Here is an 18,893-nt window from a genome sequence, read left to right as displayed (position 1 = left end):
TTAATCAGCTAAATTTGCGCTGAAAATTCGCTCTGAATCGCGGGGGATGTGGCCAGTTGATAAAAGCTAGCAATGCGTCCTGCACGCGCTTCAACTTCAATATCACGCGATTGTTCTTCGCTTTTAGCGGTTTTTACTTCTGAACTTTCACTATTAGAAAACGACGCACTGACTCTGCTTTTATCTTCGCTGCTGTCTTCGTCATCAGCTGAAGCTAACTCAGCTTGTGCGGCAGCCATTTTCTGTGTGGCGTCTGCCGCAATCGCTCTGTCGGCACCTGAGGGTTCTGCTGGTGCTAGTGCAGCAGCACGTACCGTTTGCATTTTATCGATGGTTGCTTGCGGATCGCCATTGATAATCCCAACATCAATCGGTACTTCACCACCTACGGCATAATTAGTGCCATCGGGGCCTCTTTGGTATTCGTAACTGGGTGAACCGGCATATTGTCCACCAACAGCCGCATGCGCTTGCTCGTGGGTTCGCACTTCGGTATCGCGAGCTTTGAGCTCTTTAATTTGTTGCTGTTCTTGCTCAAGTTGAAGCTCTTCTTGCTCAAGTTGAAGCTCTTCTTGCTCACTAACTTCTTCGGCAGCTTGCTGTTTTTCTTGCTCGGCATCATCTTGATCACTATCAGCATTGCCTTCGCGTTGTTCAATAATTTTGTTGTCTGCAATTTTGCCGCTTGCAGTATAAGTTGAACTATCGCTGTTACCAGGTAGTTTGGCTTTTTCTGCATCACTTTGAGCTTTGTTTTCAGTACTACCAGCGGTGTTTGCAGCGGCTGGGGGAATGACTTCACGTAACTGATTGTCACGCCGAGCAGTCTCCGTATAAACATTTGCAGTGTTTATATTGATAGACGGAAACGGCGTGACGATATTCATGAGGAATTACACTTTGATATCAACTAAAGTGCCTAGTACATCATCTGCAGTTTGAATTGATTGCGTGTTAGCCTTGGCATTAAACTCTTCAACTTTTAAGTTTACTAATGCATCATCAATTCGTGCAGGTTGGGATACCGGCGCGGTTACGGCTTCTTCAGGGCGAGCAGCCGTTAATTGACGTTGCTGCGCTAATTGAGAATCATCTTGCTGCTCTATGCTGGCACGGTTAATCTCAGCGCTGGCCTTTTCAATACCTTGGCTGGCTCTATTAAACCCTTCAACACCGCTATTAAATACAGATCCAATCGGCATAATAATAAACCTCCACCAAATAAATATTGTTTAATTATCGCTCAAAAATCACGCAAAATAAAGCTTTAAACCGCTGTATTCATGGCTTTGCTTCAAAGCATTGATTTAACGGCAGATAAAAATTCTTTTTTATGAGAAATAAATGGCGCATGGGATGCTTTGTCTATCACTTCGTACTCAAAGCCAGAATTAAGTGCGACCATTTTTTCAATTGCTCGATAAGGAACGAGAGAGTCTAAACGCCCAAAAATTCCACTAATCGCGACGGGACAGTGAGAAAATAATTCACGTAAGTCTTCACTTTGCAGTATATCTAACCCCGCACTCAATGCTTGGTTACTCGGCGGCGGTGACTGACTCAATAGTTGTTTTAGCTGTTTTACATCATCTCGCGCCGACTCACTGCCCATCGCTTGAATCGCCAAAAAGCGCTCTATCGTTTTTGAACGCTCTTGCAATAGCTGTTCTTTAAACTGTGTGAGCACTTTAGGTTTAATACCTTCCCAGGGCAATTGCTCTACAAAAAAAGGAGTGGAGGCAACTAAAATAACTTTTGACACTTTTTCTGGCCAATGTTTGGCAATATAAATGGCAAACAAACCGCCTAAAGACCATCCCATCAAAACAGATTGTGGTTTTAATTGCTGACTCACCAGCTGAGCTGCATCATGTAAAGTATACGGTTCCAAAGAGACATCATGAGCACCGTAACCAGGTAAGTCTAAACTACGTACCTTACCAGAATATAAAAATTCTAATTCTGGTTTTATTAACTGCCACACGCCTTGGTTCATTCCCCAACCATGCAACAACACACATTCATTTTGCATATTTGCCTAACCTTAACCAAACTTAAATCTATGATAGCGTTTTAGGGGGAGTTTGTAATGAGGAGAATCAGCGAATGAAACTTAGCCTAACTGATTGGCTGTTTCCCTCGTATTGCGTGTTGTGCCAGAATCAGATACACAGCTCACTGGGACTATGTCAGTTTTGTTTAGATGACCTGCCTTTGCTAGATTTGGCTGAGTATGACAATTTATTTTACCGCCCAGATATTGTAGAAATGTTTCCTAACTGCAGCTTTGAGAAACTATTTGCCTGCGCTTTTTATCAACCCCCTTTTGATTTATGGCTAAAACAACTCAAATTTAATAATCAAATTCATTACAAAAAAGCACTGCAGCAAGTCATCAAAAAACAACTTACTATTTTTACTAATAAACAGCATTTAGCTGCTGCTGTATTTATTATTTTACCTTTGCACAAGTCGCGTTTTTTTAGTCGAGGATTTAATCAGGTTACCCAAGTATGGCAGCCTTGTTTGTCATCCTTTAAGGTCTTGAATAATGTTTTAATACGCAATAAAAACACCTCGGCACAGTCACAACTGAGCAAAACAAAGCGGATAAAAAATTTACAGCAGGCTTTTTCATGTACTGCCAATTTAGAGGGTAAAACGGTGGTCATTATTGATGATATTATGACCACCGGTGCAACACTCAATGCAGCCACCTTGTCGCTAAAAGAAGCGGGCGCTAAACAAGTCTGGGCATTTACGACCTGTTTAACGCCACTTTAGATTTAGTTACCACTGACGCGAAAGGTATGACCGAAAAATAAAGCGTTACTTAATAATCGGCTGGTGCCATACCAGTAACCTCTAAATACAGGGTTGTCTGTCATCGCAATCACACTACCTCGACCATAAGAGTGAGCCATTAGCGCAGCACCGCCGGCCACTTGCTCTACATTAACTGCATCAGTAAAACCAGCAAGTAACGGCTGTTGTGTATAGGTGAGTATATTTACAAACGGCGCTTGCGAGGCTTCAAGTAACCAGGTACTGTTTTTAAATACTGGCAGAGTGTCACGCTTAAATGAAAACGTCAGTGGGTGCGTTGTATCTACATCAGTATTAAATATAGCGCCTGCAATACGCTGGCGACCCGCTAGATGGTCTTTGTCTGCATATTTTAAACCTTGAGTATCAAATGCGCTGGCAACATCTTTACGTGATAAGTAGTTTGCTTTTAATAACTGCTGATCAGCTAAGAACTTTGCCCCGCCTTTATGACCCCAAATAACGCCGCCTTTTCTCACCCAGCTTTTAATTGCCACTTTGTCGGTATCAGATAACGTCGAATAATCGCCATGCGCCAAAACAATATGGCTGTAATTACTGAGCTCTAAAGACGCTAAACGGTTCATTTCAACAATGGTAGGCGCTACGCCTACAAAGCGATCTAGGTAATACCACACTTCACCTGCTTCATATTGGCTAACCCCTTTACCGCCAACTAATAACACCTTAGGCGCAGAAACAACCGCCATAGAGCGCGAGCCTAAGTCGGCACCTTTACTGGTTAAGCCTGTGGTAATTGGCTTAATTTCAATATCAAATTGGCTTTGTGCTTGGTTTAGCTTTGCCACCCAATCAGTCTCTGTTTGCAGTCCTGCAGGGATAATAATACTGCCAGCATCAAAATTTATCTCATTACTTGTTGATGTTGCGGTTAATGGCTTTAATGCAACACGCGCTTTAATGCCTTGCTGTAATAAACTATTGAGCATTTTTGGGGCAAGCATGTCGTCCCAAGCAAATCCGTAGGCATAGTTTTTAGTTAGCGGCGTTAAAACAGGCTGTTTTGCTTTTTGCCAAGCCGTAGTATCAACCTCTAATCCCCAGCGGCTGTTTACTTTAGCAAATGGTAAATTAAACGCATGCGCTAATGTCCAACCTGATACATCGTAAAAAGTGTTATCGGCAAAGTTTTGCTGTTCACTAAAAATAGCTTTAACTAATCGGTATTGTGGTTGCGCAAGCGGCACAAAATAGCTATTAGCGGTAAAGTTTTTACCTTCAGCTTTTAGTCCCTCTTTAACTGGATAAGCATTAATTTGGTGCTGTTTAAGTATGCTTAAAAAGTCGTTAGTACGTGTTTTGTCTTCCCCACCTTGAACAATATAGCCTTGATAGTCTTCATCTTTGGCAAGCTCAACCGCTTTGTTATAAAAGTTAGCCTGATACTCAAGTAAAGCTTGGCGGTTATCAATCGCCGCTTTAAACGTTGATAAGCTCGTTAAAAGTTGGTTTTTAATCGTAAACGCAAAAGTTAGCGGGCCATTGATCGTTTCTTGAATATGACCGCGAGAACTTGCTTGTTCAAATAAAATACCGACACCACCATTTACATCAGGGTAAGTTGAACCTTTGCCATAATAAAAGTCATCAAAGCTTTCTTCTGTAAAATACAGTGCGTTGTTTTCATCTAAAGTTTTTGCATGATAATTTGCAATTGCTTTGGTTAAGCTCACATTTTCTTCAGGGGTAATGGGGTGTTTACGACTTGGGATCCCTGGTTGAAAAAAGTAGCTACTGTTTGGTCCCATTTCATGAAAGTCAGTTAAAATATTAGGTTTCCAATAATGAAACTTGGCTATACGCGCTCGCGACTCAGGGTGCTGCAGTAAAAGCCAATCACGATTTAAATCAAACCAGTAATGATTGGTACGGCTACTTGGCCAGCTCTCTACATGCTCACGCGTTTGCGGATCTGACGATAAGTTCATTCCACGATTACTATTAGCCCAATTAGCAAAACGTGCTAAGCCGTCTGGGTTAAGTGCCGGGTCGAGTAAAATCACCGTGTTGTTAAGTAGCTCATTTATTTCATCACCTTGCGCGGCTGCTAAATAATAAGCCACTAGCAAGGCAGCATTACTCCCTGACGATTCGTTCCCATGAACACTGTAACCCATCCACACAACGCTTGGCTGCTCTGCTAATTTATTGTTTGAGTTATTTAGACGAGCTAAGTGTGCTTGGCGAGTTTGTTCTATATTTTTTAGTTTGTTAGCTGCGGTAATAGTGAGCATAACTAGTGGGCGCTGCTCGTGGGTACGACCTATTACTTCAAAATTAACTCGATCGCTTTTTTGAGCTAAAATTTCCATATAGCGTACAAGCTGATCATGCCTTACATGCCATTCACCCACTTGATAACCAAGTACTTTTTCAGGTGTTGGAATGCTGGGATCAAATTCAACCTGTTGCTCAAAATAATACGACAGGGGCTTTGCCGCACTTGAAAAACTGGCTAGTATCACCATTACTGTAAATATAAACCGCATATAAATAACTCTAAAAATGTTTGTTAATTGCACGCTACCATTGCTTAAAATAGATGCCAACTTTTTACGCTCAACACTAGCCGCAACACGATGAGCGGAGTATGATATGCAGTATCCGAGTAATTTAGTCAAGTATAGACGGTTTTATGATTTCAATTTCCGAAACAGCGCAAGCGCATTTTGCTAAGCTATTAGCAGATCAATCTCAACAAACGAATATTCGTGTGTTTGTTGTTAATCCTGGTACATCACAAGCTGAATGTGGTGTTTCTTATTGTCCAGAAGACGCGGTAGAAGAGAGCGATATTCGCCTAAACTTTAACGGTTTTGACGCTGTTGTTGATGCCGAAAGCGCGCCTTTTTTAGCCGAAGCTGAAATTGATTTTGTTACTGACAAAATGGGCACGCAGCTAACTCTAAAAGCGCCTAATGCTAAAGCACGTAAGCTAGGTGAAGACGCAAGCCTAAATGAACGCGTTCAACACATGTTAGAAACAGAAGTTAACCCACAACTTGCAAATCATGGCGGCCAAGTAAGCTTAGTAGAGATCACCGCTGCTGGTATTGCTGTGCTTCAATTTGGTGGTGGTTGTAATGGTTGCTCTATGATTGATGTCACACTAAAAGAAGGCATTGAAAAAGAAATGATTGCTAAGTTTGATGAGATCACCGGTGTGGCTGACATAACCGATCACGAAGCTGGCGAGCACTCTTATTACTAAGTATTAACCCACTATGCTAAAGCCACTCATTTACCGCTTAGGGAGCGACCCTAAGTTGAGTCTAAAGCGCTTTTTTCTCGGCCTAGCACTGTTTGTGCTGGCCGTGATATTTATCACTTTGGGTTATTACAGTCATTATAGTTTACAAGTCATTGGCATAGTAATTTTAGCGCCGGCATTGTTTTTTGCATTCTGGGGCTACGCGGGTATTTTTGCCAATCGTTTTTCGCAAGTATTGAAAAACATCCCTGCCAAAAATAACGACCCCGATCTGTGGAAATAACGGTTTAATCAAGTAATTGATTATTAGTTTTTAGCTGCTGATATTTAATTATAAGTGTTACACCCCGCATTAGCATAAAGCAACTCATTGCCAACCATAAGCCATTATTTTGCCATTCCTTAAATAGCCAAAACACCCCAAAAAAACCTATTGTCGCCGATAACAGCATACTATTTCGCATTGCTTTAGCACGTGTTAAACCAACGAATATACCATCAAACAAAAAACAACTCATCGCTAAAATTGGCAGCACAATTACCCACGGTAAGTAATGAGTAGCTTCTTCAATAACCTCAGGTACATTAGTCAACAGCTTTATAATAGAGCTGCCAAATAATATAAAAAATACACTATACAAAATGCCAAACAACATGCCCCAAAATACGCTTATTTTTACCCATAGCCTTATCTTTTCAACACTTTGTTGACCTTTCGCTTGGCCTACTTTGGCCTCGCTCGCATAAGCAATTCCATCAAGCGCAAAGCTGACCAACATTAAAAAGTTGAGTAGTACCGCATTGGCTGCCAATGTAGTTTCACCTATACGTGCAGCATAAAAGGTCATAAAGCTAAAACATAACTGCAATACTAAAGAACGAATAAAAATATCGCGATTTAAACTTAATAATCCTGCCATTTTTTCTATGCTAAACCAATTTGCAACCGCTAAACTTATGCCCTGTTTTTTAGCTAGCTGAACCACTAACAGCAAAGCAAAAATTAAAGCCGTGTAATCCGCTATTAATGATGCCCAAGCCGCCCCTGCAACCGCCCAATCAAGATAAACTACAAAATAAATGTCGAGTACAATATTGGTAATATTAGTGACTAACAATAAATAAAATGGCCCTCGCCCATAATGAACGCCGAGCATCCAGCCTAATAAAACTAAGTTACATAGCGCAGCAGGGGCACTAAAAATACGAATACTAAAATACCGATAGGCCTCATTGAGCACATCACTATTGGCAGCAGATAAATAAGCAATGGCGTGTTTTATAAGGGGGGATAATAAAATCAGAATTAAAGCTACGCTGCTGGCCAATAACAAACTGCGTTTGAGTAAAGCTGCCAGCTGAGTTAAATCATTTTTACCGTAAGCCTGTGCCACCAGCCCAGTGGTGCTCATTCTTAAAAAACCAGCAAGCCAAAATAAAATGGAGATCACGGTAGAACCTAAGGCAATTCCCGCTAAATAATGCGCACTCCCCAGGTGACCAATCACTGCCGTATCAACAATTCCTAACAACGGCACAGTAATATTTGATAATATCATTGGACCGGCTAACAACAACAAGCTTTTATGGTGTGCTTTATTATGTATAAGAAATTGTTTCATTTAGTATTATTGTTCCTGATTTGTGGTTCTTTACGTGCGCAAGCAGCTGTTATTCTACAGTATCATCACGTCAGTGAAACCCTTCCCGCGGTGACCAGTGTAAGCGCCAACACTTTTACTAAACACTTAAATTATTTAAAAGAGCATAACTTTAACGTTATTCCACTAAACGAGCTGATTAGCGCATTAAAACAAGGTAAGGCTTTAGACGATAAAACGCTCGCGATTACTTTTGATGATGGATACAACAATAACTACGAACAAGCTGCGCCTATTCTTGAGAAATTTGGCTATCCGTACACTATTTTTGTAAACCCAAAACTCATTGATGAACAAGCGGGTTATGTGATGGGATGGGATAAGCTCAGAGAGCTGGCAAAAAAAGGCGCCCTTATTGCCAACCATAGTGCCGAGCATAACTATCTGCATAAAAAGCGCGAAAATGAAACACAAAGCCAATGGCGTGAACGCACTAAAAACGACATTCTTAGTTCACAGCAGCGTATTAAAGAAGAAATAGGCCACGATTATAAATACCTTGCCTATCCATACGGAGAGTTTAACAATCAGCTACAAGCTCTCGTTACTGAACTAGGCTTTATTGGCATTGGTCAGCACTCTGGTGCAGTTAATCAACATTCTAATTTTAGCCGTTTACCACGTTTTCCCGCATCTGGTTTTTATAGCAAATTAGATACGTTAATTACCAAGCTCAATTCAACTGCTTTTACTATTAATAAATTAACCTATGAAGATAGTGTAACCACACAAAATCCACCGTCGTTAACTATAAATCTAGAGACTGATGATTTTCATAAAAGCCAATTTGCCTGTTATGTATCAAGCGTTGGGCAAGCTGATTTAAATTGGTTAAACGATAATACGGTTGAGGTGACCTCGCCAAAGCAGCTTAATAAAGGCCGCTCTCGCTTTAACTGCACCGCTCCCTCAATAAAAAAAGCAGGCAGTTATTATTGGTTTTCACAGCCTTGGGTGATCAATTAAATTCTATTTTTTAATCACTTGATTTAATAACCGCTGGGTCATTTTCTCCAGCGGTGCTACTTCATTTGCAGCCCCCATATCAATAGCGGCCTTGGGCATTCCCCATACCACAGACGAAAACTCATCTTGCGCCAGCGTATAAGCCCCTTGTTGTTTTAACGCCAGTAAACCTTTCGCGCCATCACTTCCCATACCGGTTAATAGTGTGGCAACAATATACTTAGCACCAATTTCAAGTAATGAGTTAAACAGTACATCTACTGCGGGCTTATGCCTATTTACAGGTTCACCATCATCAAGCTGACAATATAATGCACTACCTTGTTTGCTAATGCGTAAATGTAGCCCGCCGGGAGCTATATAAGCGCATCCTGCTACCAGCTTATCGCCTTGTTGTGCCTCTTTTACGTTAATGGTACAGGTGCGCTGCATTCGCTCTGCAAATGAGGTACTAAATACAGGAGGAATATGCTGCGTTATTACAATGGGTGGGCAGTTTTTTGGCATGCGTATAAGTACTTCTTTTATCGCCTCCGTGCCTCCGGTTGACGCACCAATCGCAATCACTTTATTTACTAAAAATTCGGCATTAGTGGGGATAGGTTCTGCTACAGCACTATTTTTTTTATAGCCTCGAACCCGTGCACTGGCTGCCACTCTGACTTTTTGCTGAACAATATCAGCATATTGACTCATTTGCTCCTTAACGTTAACTGTTGGCTTAGCAATAAAGTCAACTGCACCAATCTCAAGCGCTTCAAGCGTAATGGGTGAACCTTTTTGTGTGAGTGTAGAAATCATCACAACCGGCATAGGACGTAAGCGCATCAGGTTTTTTAAAAAACTAATGCCGTCCATTTTTGGCATTTCAACATCCAACGTTAGTACATCCGGATTATATTTTTTGATCATCTCTCGGGCTTCGTATGGGTCTTGTGCACCCCCTACTACCACAATATCTTTTGCCTGTTGCAGTATCTCTGTCAGCAATTGTCTGATCAGTGCCGAGTCATCAATTATTAATACTTTAATCATAGCCATCCTTAAAACAGCTCTATATCAGTGGCTTTTGTTTGTTGCTCAAGATTATGTAAGTAACGCACTTCACGTTTTTCAATCGTATTATTGTGTAAGTTACGTAGCTTTTTAACTTGTACCTTTCCATTATGAGGATTAAAAAATATTTTTCGTGGCCAAGGCCCGCCCATATCATGCGCCACTAAATTTAGCGCTTCTTCTGCTATATATGCATTGGCAAAACTGATATTGCCAATACCAATATCTGTCATGGCGCTAATTATTTTGCCTCCCCCAAACAGTTTTACTTTTAAGTTTGCCCGGGATGCGCCATTTTTAAGCACTTCATTAATTAAATATTCCATAGCCCAATTACCGTAACGACAACTTAAACTATGCGCTTGCTCAATTCGCTCACCTTTTTGAATTGGTAGCATAAAGTGGTTAATCCCGCCTATGCCTAGCTTATCGTCGTAAACGCAGGCAGCAATACACGATCCTAGTACGGTGGTGATTAGCTCATCATTTTTAGAAACATAAAACTCACCTGGTAATACCTTAGCGACCACACGATCTCGCGAGGCGTCCCAATAGCGTTTAATATGCTCAAAACCCGCTAATACTGGCTTAAATTGCGTGTGCATGGGCTACTTTTTGATACATGGTTTTCCCTAAGTTTTTAAATAAAACATGCTCTTTACCCATGGTTTCTGAATGCCCTAAAAATAAATAACCTTGGTCATTAAGAATATCGGCATAACGGTTAAAAAGCTGATCCTTTGTCTCTTTATCAAAGTAAATCACTACATTTCGGCACAAAATCAAGTCGAAAGGGCCTTTCATTGGCCAGTCTTGTAATAAGTTTAAACGCTTAAATGAAATACATTGCTGCAGCTTAGGTTTAACCTTATAACTTTGCCCATCTTTACTGGTTAAAAACCAGCGTTTTAGTAAAGCATCATCAAGACCATTTACGTTCGCTGCGGTATAAATACCACTTTGCGCCTTCGCCAGTACATTAGAGTCAAGATCAGTGGCTAATATCTTCACATCCCAATCACTTGGAAAAGCTCCTTGCAGCGTCATTGCTAAACTATAGGGCTCTTCACCGGTAGAGCAGCCTGCAGACCAAATTCGAACGCGCTTAGTCTGTTTATTTGTCTTTAACAGGGTTGGTATTAACTGATCTTTTATAAACTCAAAGTGATGCATTTCACGAAAAAAAGAGGTTAGATTAGTGGTAATGGCATTGATAAATGCATCAAACTCCTGATCTTTATGATTTTTTAAGTAATCGAGGTAGCTTGAAAAGTTTGTTAATTTTCGCTCACGAATTCGTCTTGCCAAGCGTGAGTAGACCATCTCTCGCTTATGCTCTCCTAGTACAATACCGCAGGCGTTATAAACTAAATGAGCCACTTCCTTAAAATCACTATCCGTTAATAAAAACTCTTTCATTATTTGCTCTCATTTAAAAATAAAGCGAGGTTCACGCATACATTGCAGGTGAACCTAACTAAAGTGAGTTTAAAACTCCTCCCACTCTTCAGCCGAGTCTACAAAATTTTCACCTTTGCTTTTATTACTAACGAAGCTATTTTGTTGCTGATGAGATATTTCAGGTGTGCGAATAACAGGCGATACCACTGCCATATCTTGCTGGCCTAATGAGAAAAAGTGCAGTAAACGGCGCATTTCATTGGCTTGTTCCGCCATTGATTCACCTGCAGCCGATGCTTGTTCAACTAATGCCGCATTTTGCTGGGTCATTTCATCCATTTGCGATACAGCTTTATTTACTTGCTCAATACCTGCACTTTGCTCTTCAGAGGCTTGGGTAATATCGGCTATCATTTGCGTTACGCGTTTCACCGATACCACAATCTCTTGTAACGTCACACCTGACTCATTCACAAGCGCGCTACCGTCAGCAACTTTGCCAACACTGTCTCTAATTAGCTCTTTAATTTCTTTCGCTGCACCTGCCGAGCGCTGCGCTAAGTTACGTACTTCACCTGCAACAACCGCAAAACCTCGGCCTTGCTCACCGGCTCTAGCAGCCTCTACGGCAGCATTAAGTGCAAGCAAATTGGTTTGGAATGCTATTTCGTCTATCACTCCAATGATGTCGGCAATTTTCTTACTCGATTCATTAATCGCAGACATGCTGGTTACCGCTTTATTAACCACTTCTCCACCCTGAATCGCCTTATCACAGGTTTCTTCAGCTAAGTCATTTGCCACTTTAGCATTATCGGCGTTTTGGCGAACCGTACTGGTCATTTCTTCCATGCTAGAGGCTGTTTCCTCTAACGATGACGCTTGCTCTTCTGTGCGCTGGCTTAAATCAGCATTGCCTTGTGAAATTTCTTCAGCCCCACTGGCCACCAAAGTGGCTGATGTATTAATTCGGTTAATAACCTCAGTTAGTTTATCTGCTGTCGCATTTGCATCTGTTTTCAGTTTTTCAAACGAGCCTTGGTATTCTTTTTCAATCCGTTTAGATAAATCACCAGTGGCCATGGCATCGAGCATATTGCCAGTATCAGTTACCGCATCGTCAACCACTTTAACTAAACTATTAAGACCCTGAGCTAAACGTAAGAAAAAGCCATCTTTACCTTGCTCAGCTACTCGTGCATTTAAATCACCTTTGCTTGCTGCGCCGACTAATTGAGCAATTTCTTTTTCAATAGCGACTTCTGCGGTTCTGTCTTCCCACTCAACTACCGTCCCAATACGCTCATTGTCTGTGGTGATTATAGGGTTTGCCACTAAACCAAAGGTTCTGCCGCCCACTTTAATTTCTGTACTGTAAGTATCCGTTAACTTAGCCAACATATTTTGCTGATGGGCTGGATTTTTATGAAATATATCAATACTTTGATTAAGTAAGTTTTTGCTATCAAAGTTAGGTAAGTCAGTGCGTATATCATTTTGCGCAACACTCATCATATTTCTCACTGCGCTATTCATATACACAATGACATTCGAGGCATCAGCAATCATGGTATTGGTTGCCACGGTATCTAATGCTTGGCGAACACGTAAGTTTTCTTGCGCTCTAGCACGTTCAGCATCCGCTTTAGACACCTCATCAGTAATATCTTGCCATTCAACAATAGTACCTAAGCACTTGCCATCTTGATTTGTCCAAGGAGAAGCAATGATGTCAAAAATAAGACCAGCTAAATTCAACGAAGTTTTATAAGGAGCATCTAAGTTTTTTAGTCGCTCTTGCTGATTAGCTAGTTCCTGATGAAACTCATCAACACGGATATCCATTAACCCAGCGACTGAAAAACTAGGTAAAACAGTTTGCAACTCTTTTTCACGTGCTTTAAACATTTGCTTGATGCAGTCATTCACAAAAATAATGTTTAAATTTTTATCAGCAATCATCACACTTGCTTGGCATACTTTTAATGCGTTAGCCAAGTCGGCCGCTTTTTTAGAGGTTTTTTCTAGCTCTTTTTGCGCTGTGATATCGGTGGCGTACTTAATCACTTTAAATGGCTTACCATTCATATCATAAATAGGATTATAAGAGGCATATATCCAAATTTCCTCGCCTTGTTTACCTATTCTTAAATACTCACCACTGTCATACTCGCCACGCCCAAGTTTATCCCAAAACGCTTGATATTCTTGGCTATTTGCATATTCAGAAGTAACAAACAATCTATGATGCTGCCCTTGTATTTCATTTGCCTGATAACCAAATGTTTTTAAAAAATTATCATTAGCGCCAATAATGGTTCCATCTAAATTAAACTCAATAACCGCTTGTGACTTACTGATTGCGGTAATTTGGCCTGCAGCTTCAACCGCTTTTAACTTTTGCTCAGTAATGTCTGTTGCAAATTTAACGACTTTAAGTACTTGCCCTTGCGAGTCTATAACAGGATTGTATGTTGCTTGGATCCAGACTTCTTTGCCATTTTTTCCAATACGCTTAAATTCATCTGAAATAAATTCACCCGCGTTCAAACGCTGCCAAAATTGACGATATTCATCACTTTGCGTTTCGCTAGGGCTTACAAATAAAGAATGGTGCTGGCCTTGAATCTCAGCGAGTGAGTAGCCCATTACACGAAGAAAATTAACATTGGCAGTAATGATTCTTCCATTAGGCTCAAATTCAATTATTGCTAATGATTTATGCAATGCATTTATGATCAAATCATTGCTTGATTTAGACTGTTTTGAATTACTAAACCATCCCATGCTTATCACCACCTTTAAGTTATTTGCTTTATTTAGTTACTATTACCGCTAAATATTCATGGTTGCCTGTAGGTTAATTAGCGCGACCATTTTATCGCCCACATTCACTAGCCCTGCGACATATTCACTTTCATTTGTTTGGGTTAAACTCGGCACTGCTTTAGCGTCTTGCTCAGCAATACTGTAAACATCCGCTACGGCGTCTACCGTAATCCCCATCACTTTACTTTCTTGCTCAAACTCAACTTTTACAATAATGACTACCGTTAACGGTCCATACTCAATGGTGGGTAAACCAAAGCGCAATCGTAAATCAATAATTGGCACAATGGTGCCGCGTAAATTAATCACGCCTTTTACGTACTCAGGGGCATTTGGCAGTGCGGTTATATCTTCCCAGCTACGAATTTCTTGCACCGTTAATATATCTACTCCGTACTCTTCTTCAGCCATAATAAAGGTGAGAAACTGCTTAATGCCCTCTTTGCGCTGTAGTTCAATATTGCTATTTAATGCTATTGATTCAGAGAACATGAATCCTCCAAGATGGTCGATGGCTCAATACTCAATGCTTGGCTACCTGGCTTTTTTAACCCTGAAAGCTTTATCAAGCCGCTAATATCTAAAATTAACGAAACACGCCCATCACCTAAAATCGTTGCCCCCGACACACCATCCACTTTGTGGTAATTAGCCTCTAAGCTTTTTATAACCACCTGCTGTTGTGAAAGTAAATCGTCGACAAGTAACCCAACTTTTTGATTATCGTTTTCCACGACAACTAGTAAGGTTTTATCTAACGATTCAATGGCATTTTGGTGATTAAAAATGTCGTATAAACGTAAAATAGGAATGTATTCATCACGTAATCTGAGTACATCTAGGTCTTTACCAACACGGCTTACTTTTGCAATATCAATTTGCAACGATTCTACAATCGAGATCAGTGGAATAATGTAAGTATGCTTGGCTACTTTGACTAATTGCCCATCTAAAATAGCTAAAGTGAGCGGTAGCCGAATAGTAAAAGTAGAACCAATTCCAGCAGCAGATGTCACTTCTACCGAGCCATTTAATGATTGAATATTACGCTTAACCACATCCATACCCACACCACGGCCAGATAAGTCACTGACCTCATCAGCGGTAGAAAATCCTGGCATAAAAATGAGTTCGTTAATTTCATCATCTGTTAGCTCACTGTCAGCGGCGATCACTTCATTGGTAATCGCTTTTTCTTTGATCTTTTGAGTGTTAAGACCTTGGCCATCATCCATAATTTCAATGACGATATTGCCGCCCTGATGAAAGGCATTTAATGTAACCTTACCCACAGGATCTTTTCCTGCTGCAATACGTTTTTCTACCGTTTCAATACCATGATCCAATGAGTTTCTTACTAAATGCACCATAGGATCGGATATTTTTTCCATAACGGTTTTATCTAATTCTGTTTGTTCTCCTATCAGCTTTAACTCCACCTCTTTATTAAGCTTTTGGGCAATATCACGTACTAAACGTGGAAAACGACTGAACACAAAGTTAATTGGCAGCATGCGAATACGCATCACGTTTTCTTGTAAGTCGCGGGTGTTATGCGCTAATTGCGCAAGCCCCTCTTGAAGCGAGGTCACCGTGGTAGGCGTCATTTCTTGTTCGCTAAGCTGATTTAGCATTGCTTGGGTAATGACCAACTCTCCAACCATATTAATCAATGAGTCGACCTTATCAATGCCAACACGAATGGAAGTTGACTCAGGCGCTGCTTTTGCACTAGTTGGTGCTTTTGGTTTATTGGTTTTGGGTTCAATAACCGCTTTTGGTGTTTCAATAACAGGTTCGTTGACCACTGCAGCTTCTGCTGCTTTACCATCATTAAATAAGCCTCCGCAAAGCTCAATTTTAATATCGGCATCGTCCTCAACCCACTCAAAAATTTCTCTAATTGCTTGATCGTCACGGTCAGTGTTTAAGAAAAATCGCCAATATAAAAAGCATTCATCGGTCGTTAAATCTTTTATATCAGGTATGACATCAGTAAACGCTTGTACTTCCAATTCACCAAGTTCAGCTAATTCACTGATCATAAACAGCGGTTCGTTACCCGTTTTAAACAAATGAAAATGCGGTTTAAAATCAATTTGATAAGTATTAATAATGACCTGTTCAACACTGGCTTCTGTCACTACGGTTTCACTTTCAGGCATACCAAGTAATCTTTCAAACTGCTCTCGTAATGAGTCAGCTTGGCTTAAATCAGGCTCTTCCTGTACTTTAAGCGAATGCAACAAGGCTCTTAAGCAATCTACTGATTTAAGTAATAAGTTAATATGTTCACTGCTTATATTTCGCTGACCTTCACGTATTTGATCCAGTAATGTTTCTAGAACATGAGTGAAGTTTGCGATTGAATTAAACCCAAAGGTAGCACTGCCTCCTTTAATAGAATGGGCAGCCCTAAAAATAGTATTAATGGTTTCTAAGTCTTCTTCGCCCGGCACTAAGTTGAGTAATTCAGTCTCCATAACATCGAGGCCTTCAAAACTCTCTTCAAAGAACACTTCAAAAAACTGGCTTAAATCAATACTCACAGTGCACTCCTAGGTTAGCGGATTACTTTTTTTAGCACGGCTAATAGTTGATCTGGATTGAAAGGCTTTACAATCCACCCTGTTGCCCCTGCAGCTTTCCCTTCTACCTTTTTATCCATGCCCGATTCTGTGGTTAACATAAGTAGCGGTGTAAACTTATAATTCGGAAGCCCTCTTAACTCTCTAATAAGCGTGATCCCATCCATAACAGGCATATTTACATCAGAAATAACTGCATCAAAACCTTGCTGCTTGGCAATCGCTAATGCCTCACTACCGTCTTTGGCTTCGGTAACATCAAACCCTGCTGTTTTTAACGTAAAACTCACCATTTGACGCATTGATGCAGAATCATCTACAGCTAATATTCTTTTCATATAGACCTCTAATTAGTACTTTCTGGTGCTAGGTATTCACTTAAACCGAGTTGATCAATGGCATTGGTTAATGCATCACTACTGCCAACCCAGGCAATTTTTTGATTAATAGTAAGGAGATGTTTTTGTAGGGCACATAAAAGTTGAACCGAGGCCGTATCAGCAGACATTACATCGCTAATATCTAAGCAAATATCTCGGCTATTATTAAGTTCGCTTAATAAATCTTGATGTAAAACTTCAACATGAACAATTGAAAGTTCGTTTGGTAGTTTAAGCATTTTTTAAGCTTTTCCTTATCAACTCAATCCATAACAAAAGCTTAGACCGAGATAATGAAAACGCCATAAAAACGACTGAAAAATAACCAATTAATTAAAAACCGTTAATAAAAAACGCGAAAAGGGGCATAAAGCCCCTTTAAAATCGTAAAACCTTTAAAAACTAGTTTTTGTAGTATTCGGCTATTTCAATAAATTCTGCGGTTAATTTTGTAGTATTAACCAAAGGCACATCACCTTGTTTAAATTCAGGCTTAAAAATAGCTCTTAGTGCGCCACTGCCATCAACAAGGGCAACAGATGCACTATGATCCACCGCATAGTCTGATTCATTACTATCACTAATTGCGTAAATTAATCCAAGCTCGCGGACAAATGGAAATAAGTCTTTATGCTCACCTGACACAGCTAAAAAATCTGGATTAAAGTAATCTATGTACTCTTTACGTTTTTGGGCAATATCACGTTTAGGATCAACAGATATAAACCATACTTGTAGTGGGTACTCAGCCTGCAAATTTTTATAGACATTGTTGAGCTTAGCTAGCGTCATTGGGCAAATATCAGGGCAACTTGTGTAACCTAAAAACACTAAATTCCATTGACCTAAAAACTGCTGTTTGGTTACTGAATTCCCTTGTTGATCATTCAACGAGAAATCAGATAACGGCTTTGCGGTTTCATAAACTAACGCATCAAGATCTTGTAAATTATTTTTATCACTACAGGCTGATAAAAAGAGTACTGAAAAAACAACTAAACCACACCATAACTGCTTCATATAACTAGCCATTTATCTATAAATAAGATGATAAATAGTATCATCAAATGAATAATCGAAAAACGAAATAAATCCATCGCAGTGTCTTCTTTGGCGGCAAACTTTAAGTTAATTGCTTTGTATATAAATACAATATTGAGAAGACATGCCCCGCTTAGATAAATAAGCCCTGACATGCCAATCAAATAAGGAAACACACATACAATGGCGAGTAATACCGAATATGCAAGCACGCATGTTTTACAAAAATCGATACCATGGGTGACCGGTAACATGGGGATTTTAGCCCGCTCATAATCACTTTTACGCGCGATGGCGAGCGCCCAAAAATGAGGTGGGGTCCAGGTAAATATAATCATCACCAGCAACCAAGGGGCTGCCGCCATTTGATTTGTTTCAGACACCCAACCGAGTAATGGAGGCATTGCACCGGCTAATCCCCCTATAACTATATTTTGTGGTGTGGCACGTTTTAAAAATGACGTATAAATAAACGCATAACCAACAAGTGCAAATAAGGTCAGTATGGCTGTGAGCGTATTTGCCCACAACATCAGCATAATAAACCCAGCAACCCCAATCACAGTGGCAAAGCTCAGTGCATGTAATTTACTTAAACGCCCTTTAGCAACAGGGCGATGGCGGGTGCGTGCCATTTTGCTATCAATTTCACTATCAACAACATGATTAATGACTGCGGCGGCCGCAGAGAGTAATCCAATTCCTAATAAACTGATGAACTGAACCCCAACACCTCTGCCAACATCAGGGGCTAGCGCTAAGCCAACCCATGCTGTTAACACTAGCATAGCCACTACTTTAAATTTACTTATTGCCAAATAATCTTGGATTAAGTGGTAACTTTTAGTCAATAACGATGCGCTATAAACGGGCTGCATTGCTTTTTTATTAATTGTAAGTGCCATAATCATTC

19 protein-coding genes are annotated in these 18,893 nt (G+C 40.3%); 4 read left to right on the top strand and 15 right to left on the bottom strand.

Annotated elements, in window-relative coordinates; genetic code table 11:
• Window positions 1-8: 8 nt before the first annotated feature.
• The 3 genes from L641_RS0113735 to bioH all read right to left on the bottom strand — a co-directional run bounded on the left by L641_RS0113735 (window position 9) and on the right by bioH (window position 2,032).
• Entirely contained in the window at window positions 9-887 is an 879-nt protein-coding gene (locus L641_RS0113735; protein ID WP_024602193.1) for a putative metalloprotease CJM1_0395 family protein, read from the bottom strand.
• Between the two features lie 6 nt (window positions 888-893).
• The gene (locus L641_RS0113730; RefSeq protein WP_008112879.1) at window positions 894-1,202 is read right to left on the bottom strand and encodes a hypothetical protein; all 309 of its coding nucleotides are present in this window, start codon (window positions 1,200-1,202) and stop codon (window positions 894-896) included.
• 92 nt (window positions 1,203-1,294) lie between these two features.
• A complete protein-coding gene (gene bioH / locus L641_RS0113725) occupies window positions 1,295-2,032 on the bottom strand; it encodes a pimeloyl-ACP methyl ester esterase BioH (protein ID WP_013466117.1) in 738 nt (245 codons plus the stop codon).
• Window positions 2,033-2,106: 74 nt separating this feature from the next.
• Between bioH and L641_RS0113720 the strand changes: the two genes are divergently transcribed.
• On the top strand, window positions 2,107-2,784 hold the full coding sequence (locus L641_RS0113720; RefSeq protein ID WP_016900084.1) for a phosphoribosyltransferase family protein: 678 nt from the start codon (window positions 2,107-2,109) through the stop codon (window positions 2,782-2,784).
• 2 nt (window positions 2,785-2,786) lie between these two features.
• On the opposite strand, the gene L641_RS0113715 is transcribed toward L641_RS0113720, so the two are convergent.
• Window positions 2,787-5,336 carry a M14 metallopeptidase family protein gene (locus tag L641_RS0113715; protein ID WP_024602192.1) on the bottom strand — a complete coding sequence of 850 codons (2,550 nt, stop codon included), beginning with the start codon at window positions 5,334-5,336 and terminating at the stop codon, window positions 2,787-2,789.
• Window positions 5,337-5,482: 146 nt separating this feature from the next.
• Here L641_RS0113715 and nfuA point away from each other — a divergent pair, with 146 nt between their 5' ends.
• Window positions 5,483-6,058, top strand: a complete 576-nt coding sequence (gene nfuA, locus L641_RS0113710; protein WP_013466120.1) for a Fe-S biogenesis protein NfuA — start codon at window positions 5,483-5,485, stop codon at window positions 6,056-6,058.
• 13 nt (window positions 6,059-6,071) lie between these two features.
• Window positions 6,072-6,341 carry a hypothetical protein gene (locus L641_RS0113705; protein WP_024602191.1) on the top strand — a complete coding sequence of 90 codons (270 nt, stop codon included), beginning with the start codon at window positions 6,072-6,074 and terminating at the stop codon, window positions 6,339-6,341.
• A gap of 4 nt (window positions 6,342-6,345) precedes the next feature.
• Here L641_RS0113705 and dinF read toward each other — a convergent pair whose 3' ends face one another.
• Entirely contained in the window at window positions 6,346-7,680 is a 1,335-nt protein-coding gene (gene dinF / locus L641_RS0113700; protein WP_076916068.1) for an MATE family efflux transporter DinF, read from the bottom strand.
• On the opposite strand from dinF, the gene L641_RS0113695 reads away from it, so the two are divergent.
• Window positions 7,660-8,685 carry a polysaccharide deacetylase family protein gene (locus tag L641_RS0113695; protein ID WP_024602190.1) on the top strand — a complete coding sequence of 342 codons (1,026 nt, stop codon included), beginning with the start codon at window positions 7,660-7,662 and terminating at the stop codon, window positions 8,683-8,685. The genes dinF and L641_RS0113695 overlap by 21 nt on opposite strands.
• Before the next feature lie 3 nt (window positions 8,686-8,688).
• On the opposite strand, the gene L641_RS0113690 is transcribed toward L641_RS0113695, so the two are convergent.
• From L641_RS0113690 to cyoE, 10 genes are all read right to left on the bottom strand, one after another.
• Window positions 8,689-9,720, bottom strand: a complete 1,032-nt coding sequence (locus L641_RS0113690; RefSeq protein ID WP_024602189.1) for a chemotaxis response regulator protein-glutamate methylesterase — start codon at window positions 9,718-9,720, stop codon at window positions 8,689-8,691.
• A gap of 8 nt (window positions 9,721-9,728) precedes the next feature.
• On the bottom strand, window positions 9,729-10,346 hold the full coding sequence (cheD, locus tag L641_RS0113685; protein ID WP_024602188.1) for a chemoreceptor glutamine deamidase CheD: 618 nt from the start codon (window positions 10,344-10,346) through the stop codon (window positions 9,729-9,731).
• Window positions 10,330-11,160 (bottom strand): protein-glutamate O-methyltransferase CheR, encoded by an 831-nt coding sequence (locus L641_RS0113680; protein ID WP_024602187.1) that lies wholly within the window; start codon window positions 11,158-11,160, stop codon window positions 10,330-10,332. The genes cheD and L641_RS0113680 overlap by 17 nt, the downstream gene beginning before the upstream one ends.
• Before the next feature lie 69 nt (window positions 11,161-11,229).
• Window positions 11,230-13,929, bottom strand: coding sequence for a methyl-accepting chemotaxis protein (locus L641_RS0113675; RefSeq protein WP_024602186.1), 2,700 nt, complete (start codon window positions 13,927-13,929; stop codon window positions 11,230-11,232).
• Window positions 13,930-13,977: 48 nt separating this feature from the next.
• Window positions 13,978-14,463, bottom strand: coding sequence for a chemotaxis protein CheW (locus L641_RS0113670; RefSeq protein WP_013466129.1), 486 nt, complete (start codon window positions 14,461-14,463; stop codon window positions 13,978-13,980).
• Window positions 14,445-16,520 (bottom strand): chemotaxis protein CheA, encoded by a 2,076-nt coding sequence (locus L641_RS0113665; RefSeq protein ID WP_024602185.1) that lies wholly within the window; start codon window positions 16,518-16,520, stop codon window positions 14,445-14,447. The genes L641_RS0113670 and L641_RS0113665 overlap by 19 nt, the downstream gene beginning before the upstream one ends.
• A 14-nt stretch (window positions 16,521-16,534) precedes the next feature.
• Complete coding sequence (locus tag L641_RS0113660; RefSeq protein WP_013466131.1) at window positions 16,535-16,897, bottom strand: response regulator; 363 nt, start codon at window positions 16,895-16,897, stop codon at window positions 16,535-16,537.
• Between the two features lie 8 nt (window positions 16,898-16,905).
• On the bottom strand, window positions 16,906-17,178 hold the full coding sequence (locus L641_RS0113655; RefSeq protein WP_024602184.1) for an STAS domain-containing protein: 273 nt from the start codon (window positions 17,176-17,178) through the stop codon (window positions 16,906-16,908).
• A 163-nt stretch (window positions 17,179-17,341) separates the two neighbouring features.
• The gene (locus L641_RS0113650; RefSeq protein WP_024602183.1) at window positions 17,342-17,959 is read right to left on the bottom strand and encodes an SCO family protein; all 618 of its coding nucleotides are present in this window, start codon (window positions 17,957-17,959) and stop codon (window positions 17,342-17,344) included.
• Window positions 17,956-18,885 (bottom strand): heme o synthase, encoded by a 930-nt coding sequence (cyoE, locus tag L641_RS0113645; RefSeq protein WP_024602182.1) that lies wholly within the window; start codon window positions 18,883-18,885, stop codon window positions 17,956-17,958. The genes L641_RS0113650 and cyoE overlap by 4 nt, the downstream gene beginning before the upstream one ends.
• Window positions 18,886-18,893 lie beyond the last annotated feature (8 nt).

This window comes from Pseudoalteromonas sp. TB41 (genome assembly GCF_000497975.1).
Taxonomy (GTDB): domain Bacteria; phylum Pseudomonadota; class Gammaproteobacteria; order Enterobacterales; family Alteromonadaceae; genus Pseudoalteromonas; species Pseudoalteromonas tetraodonis.
This window is presented reverse-complemented; position numbering and strand designations above follow the sequence as displayed.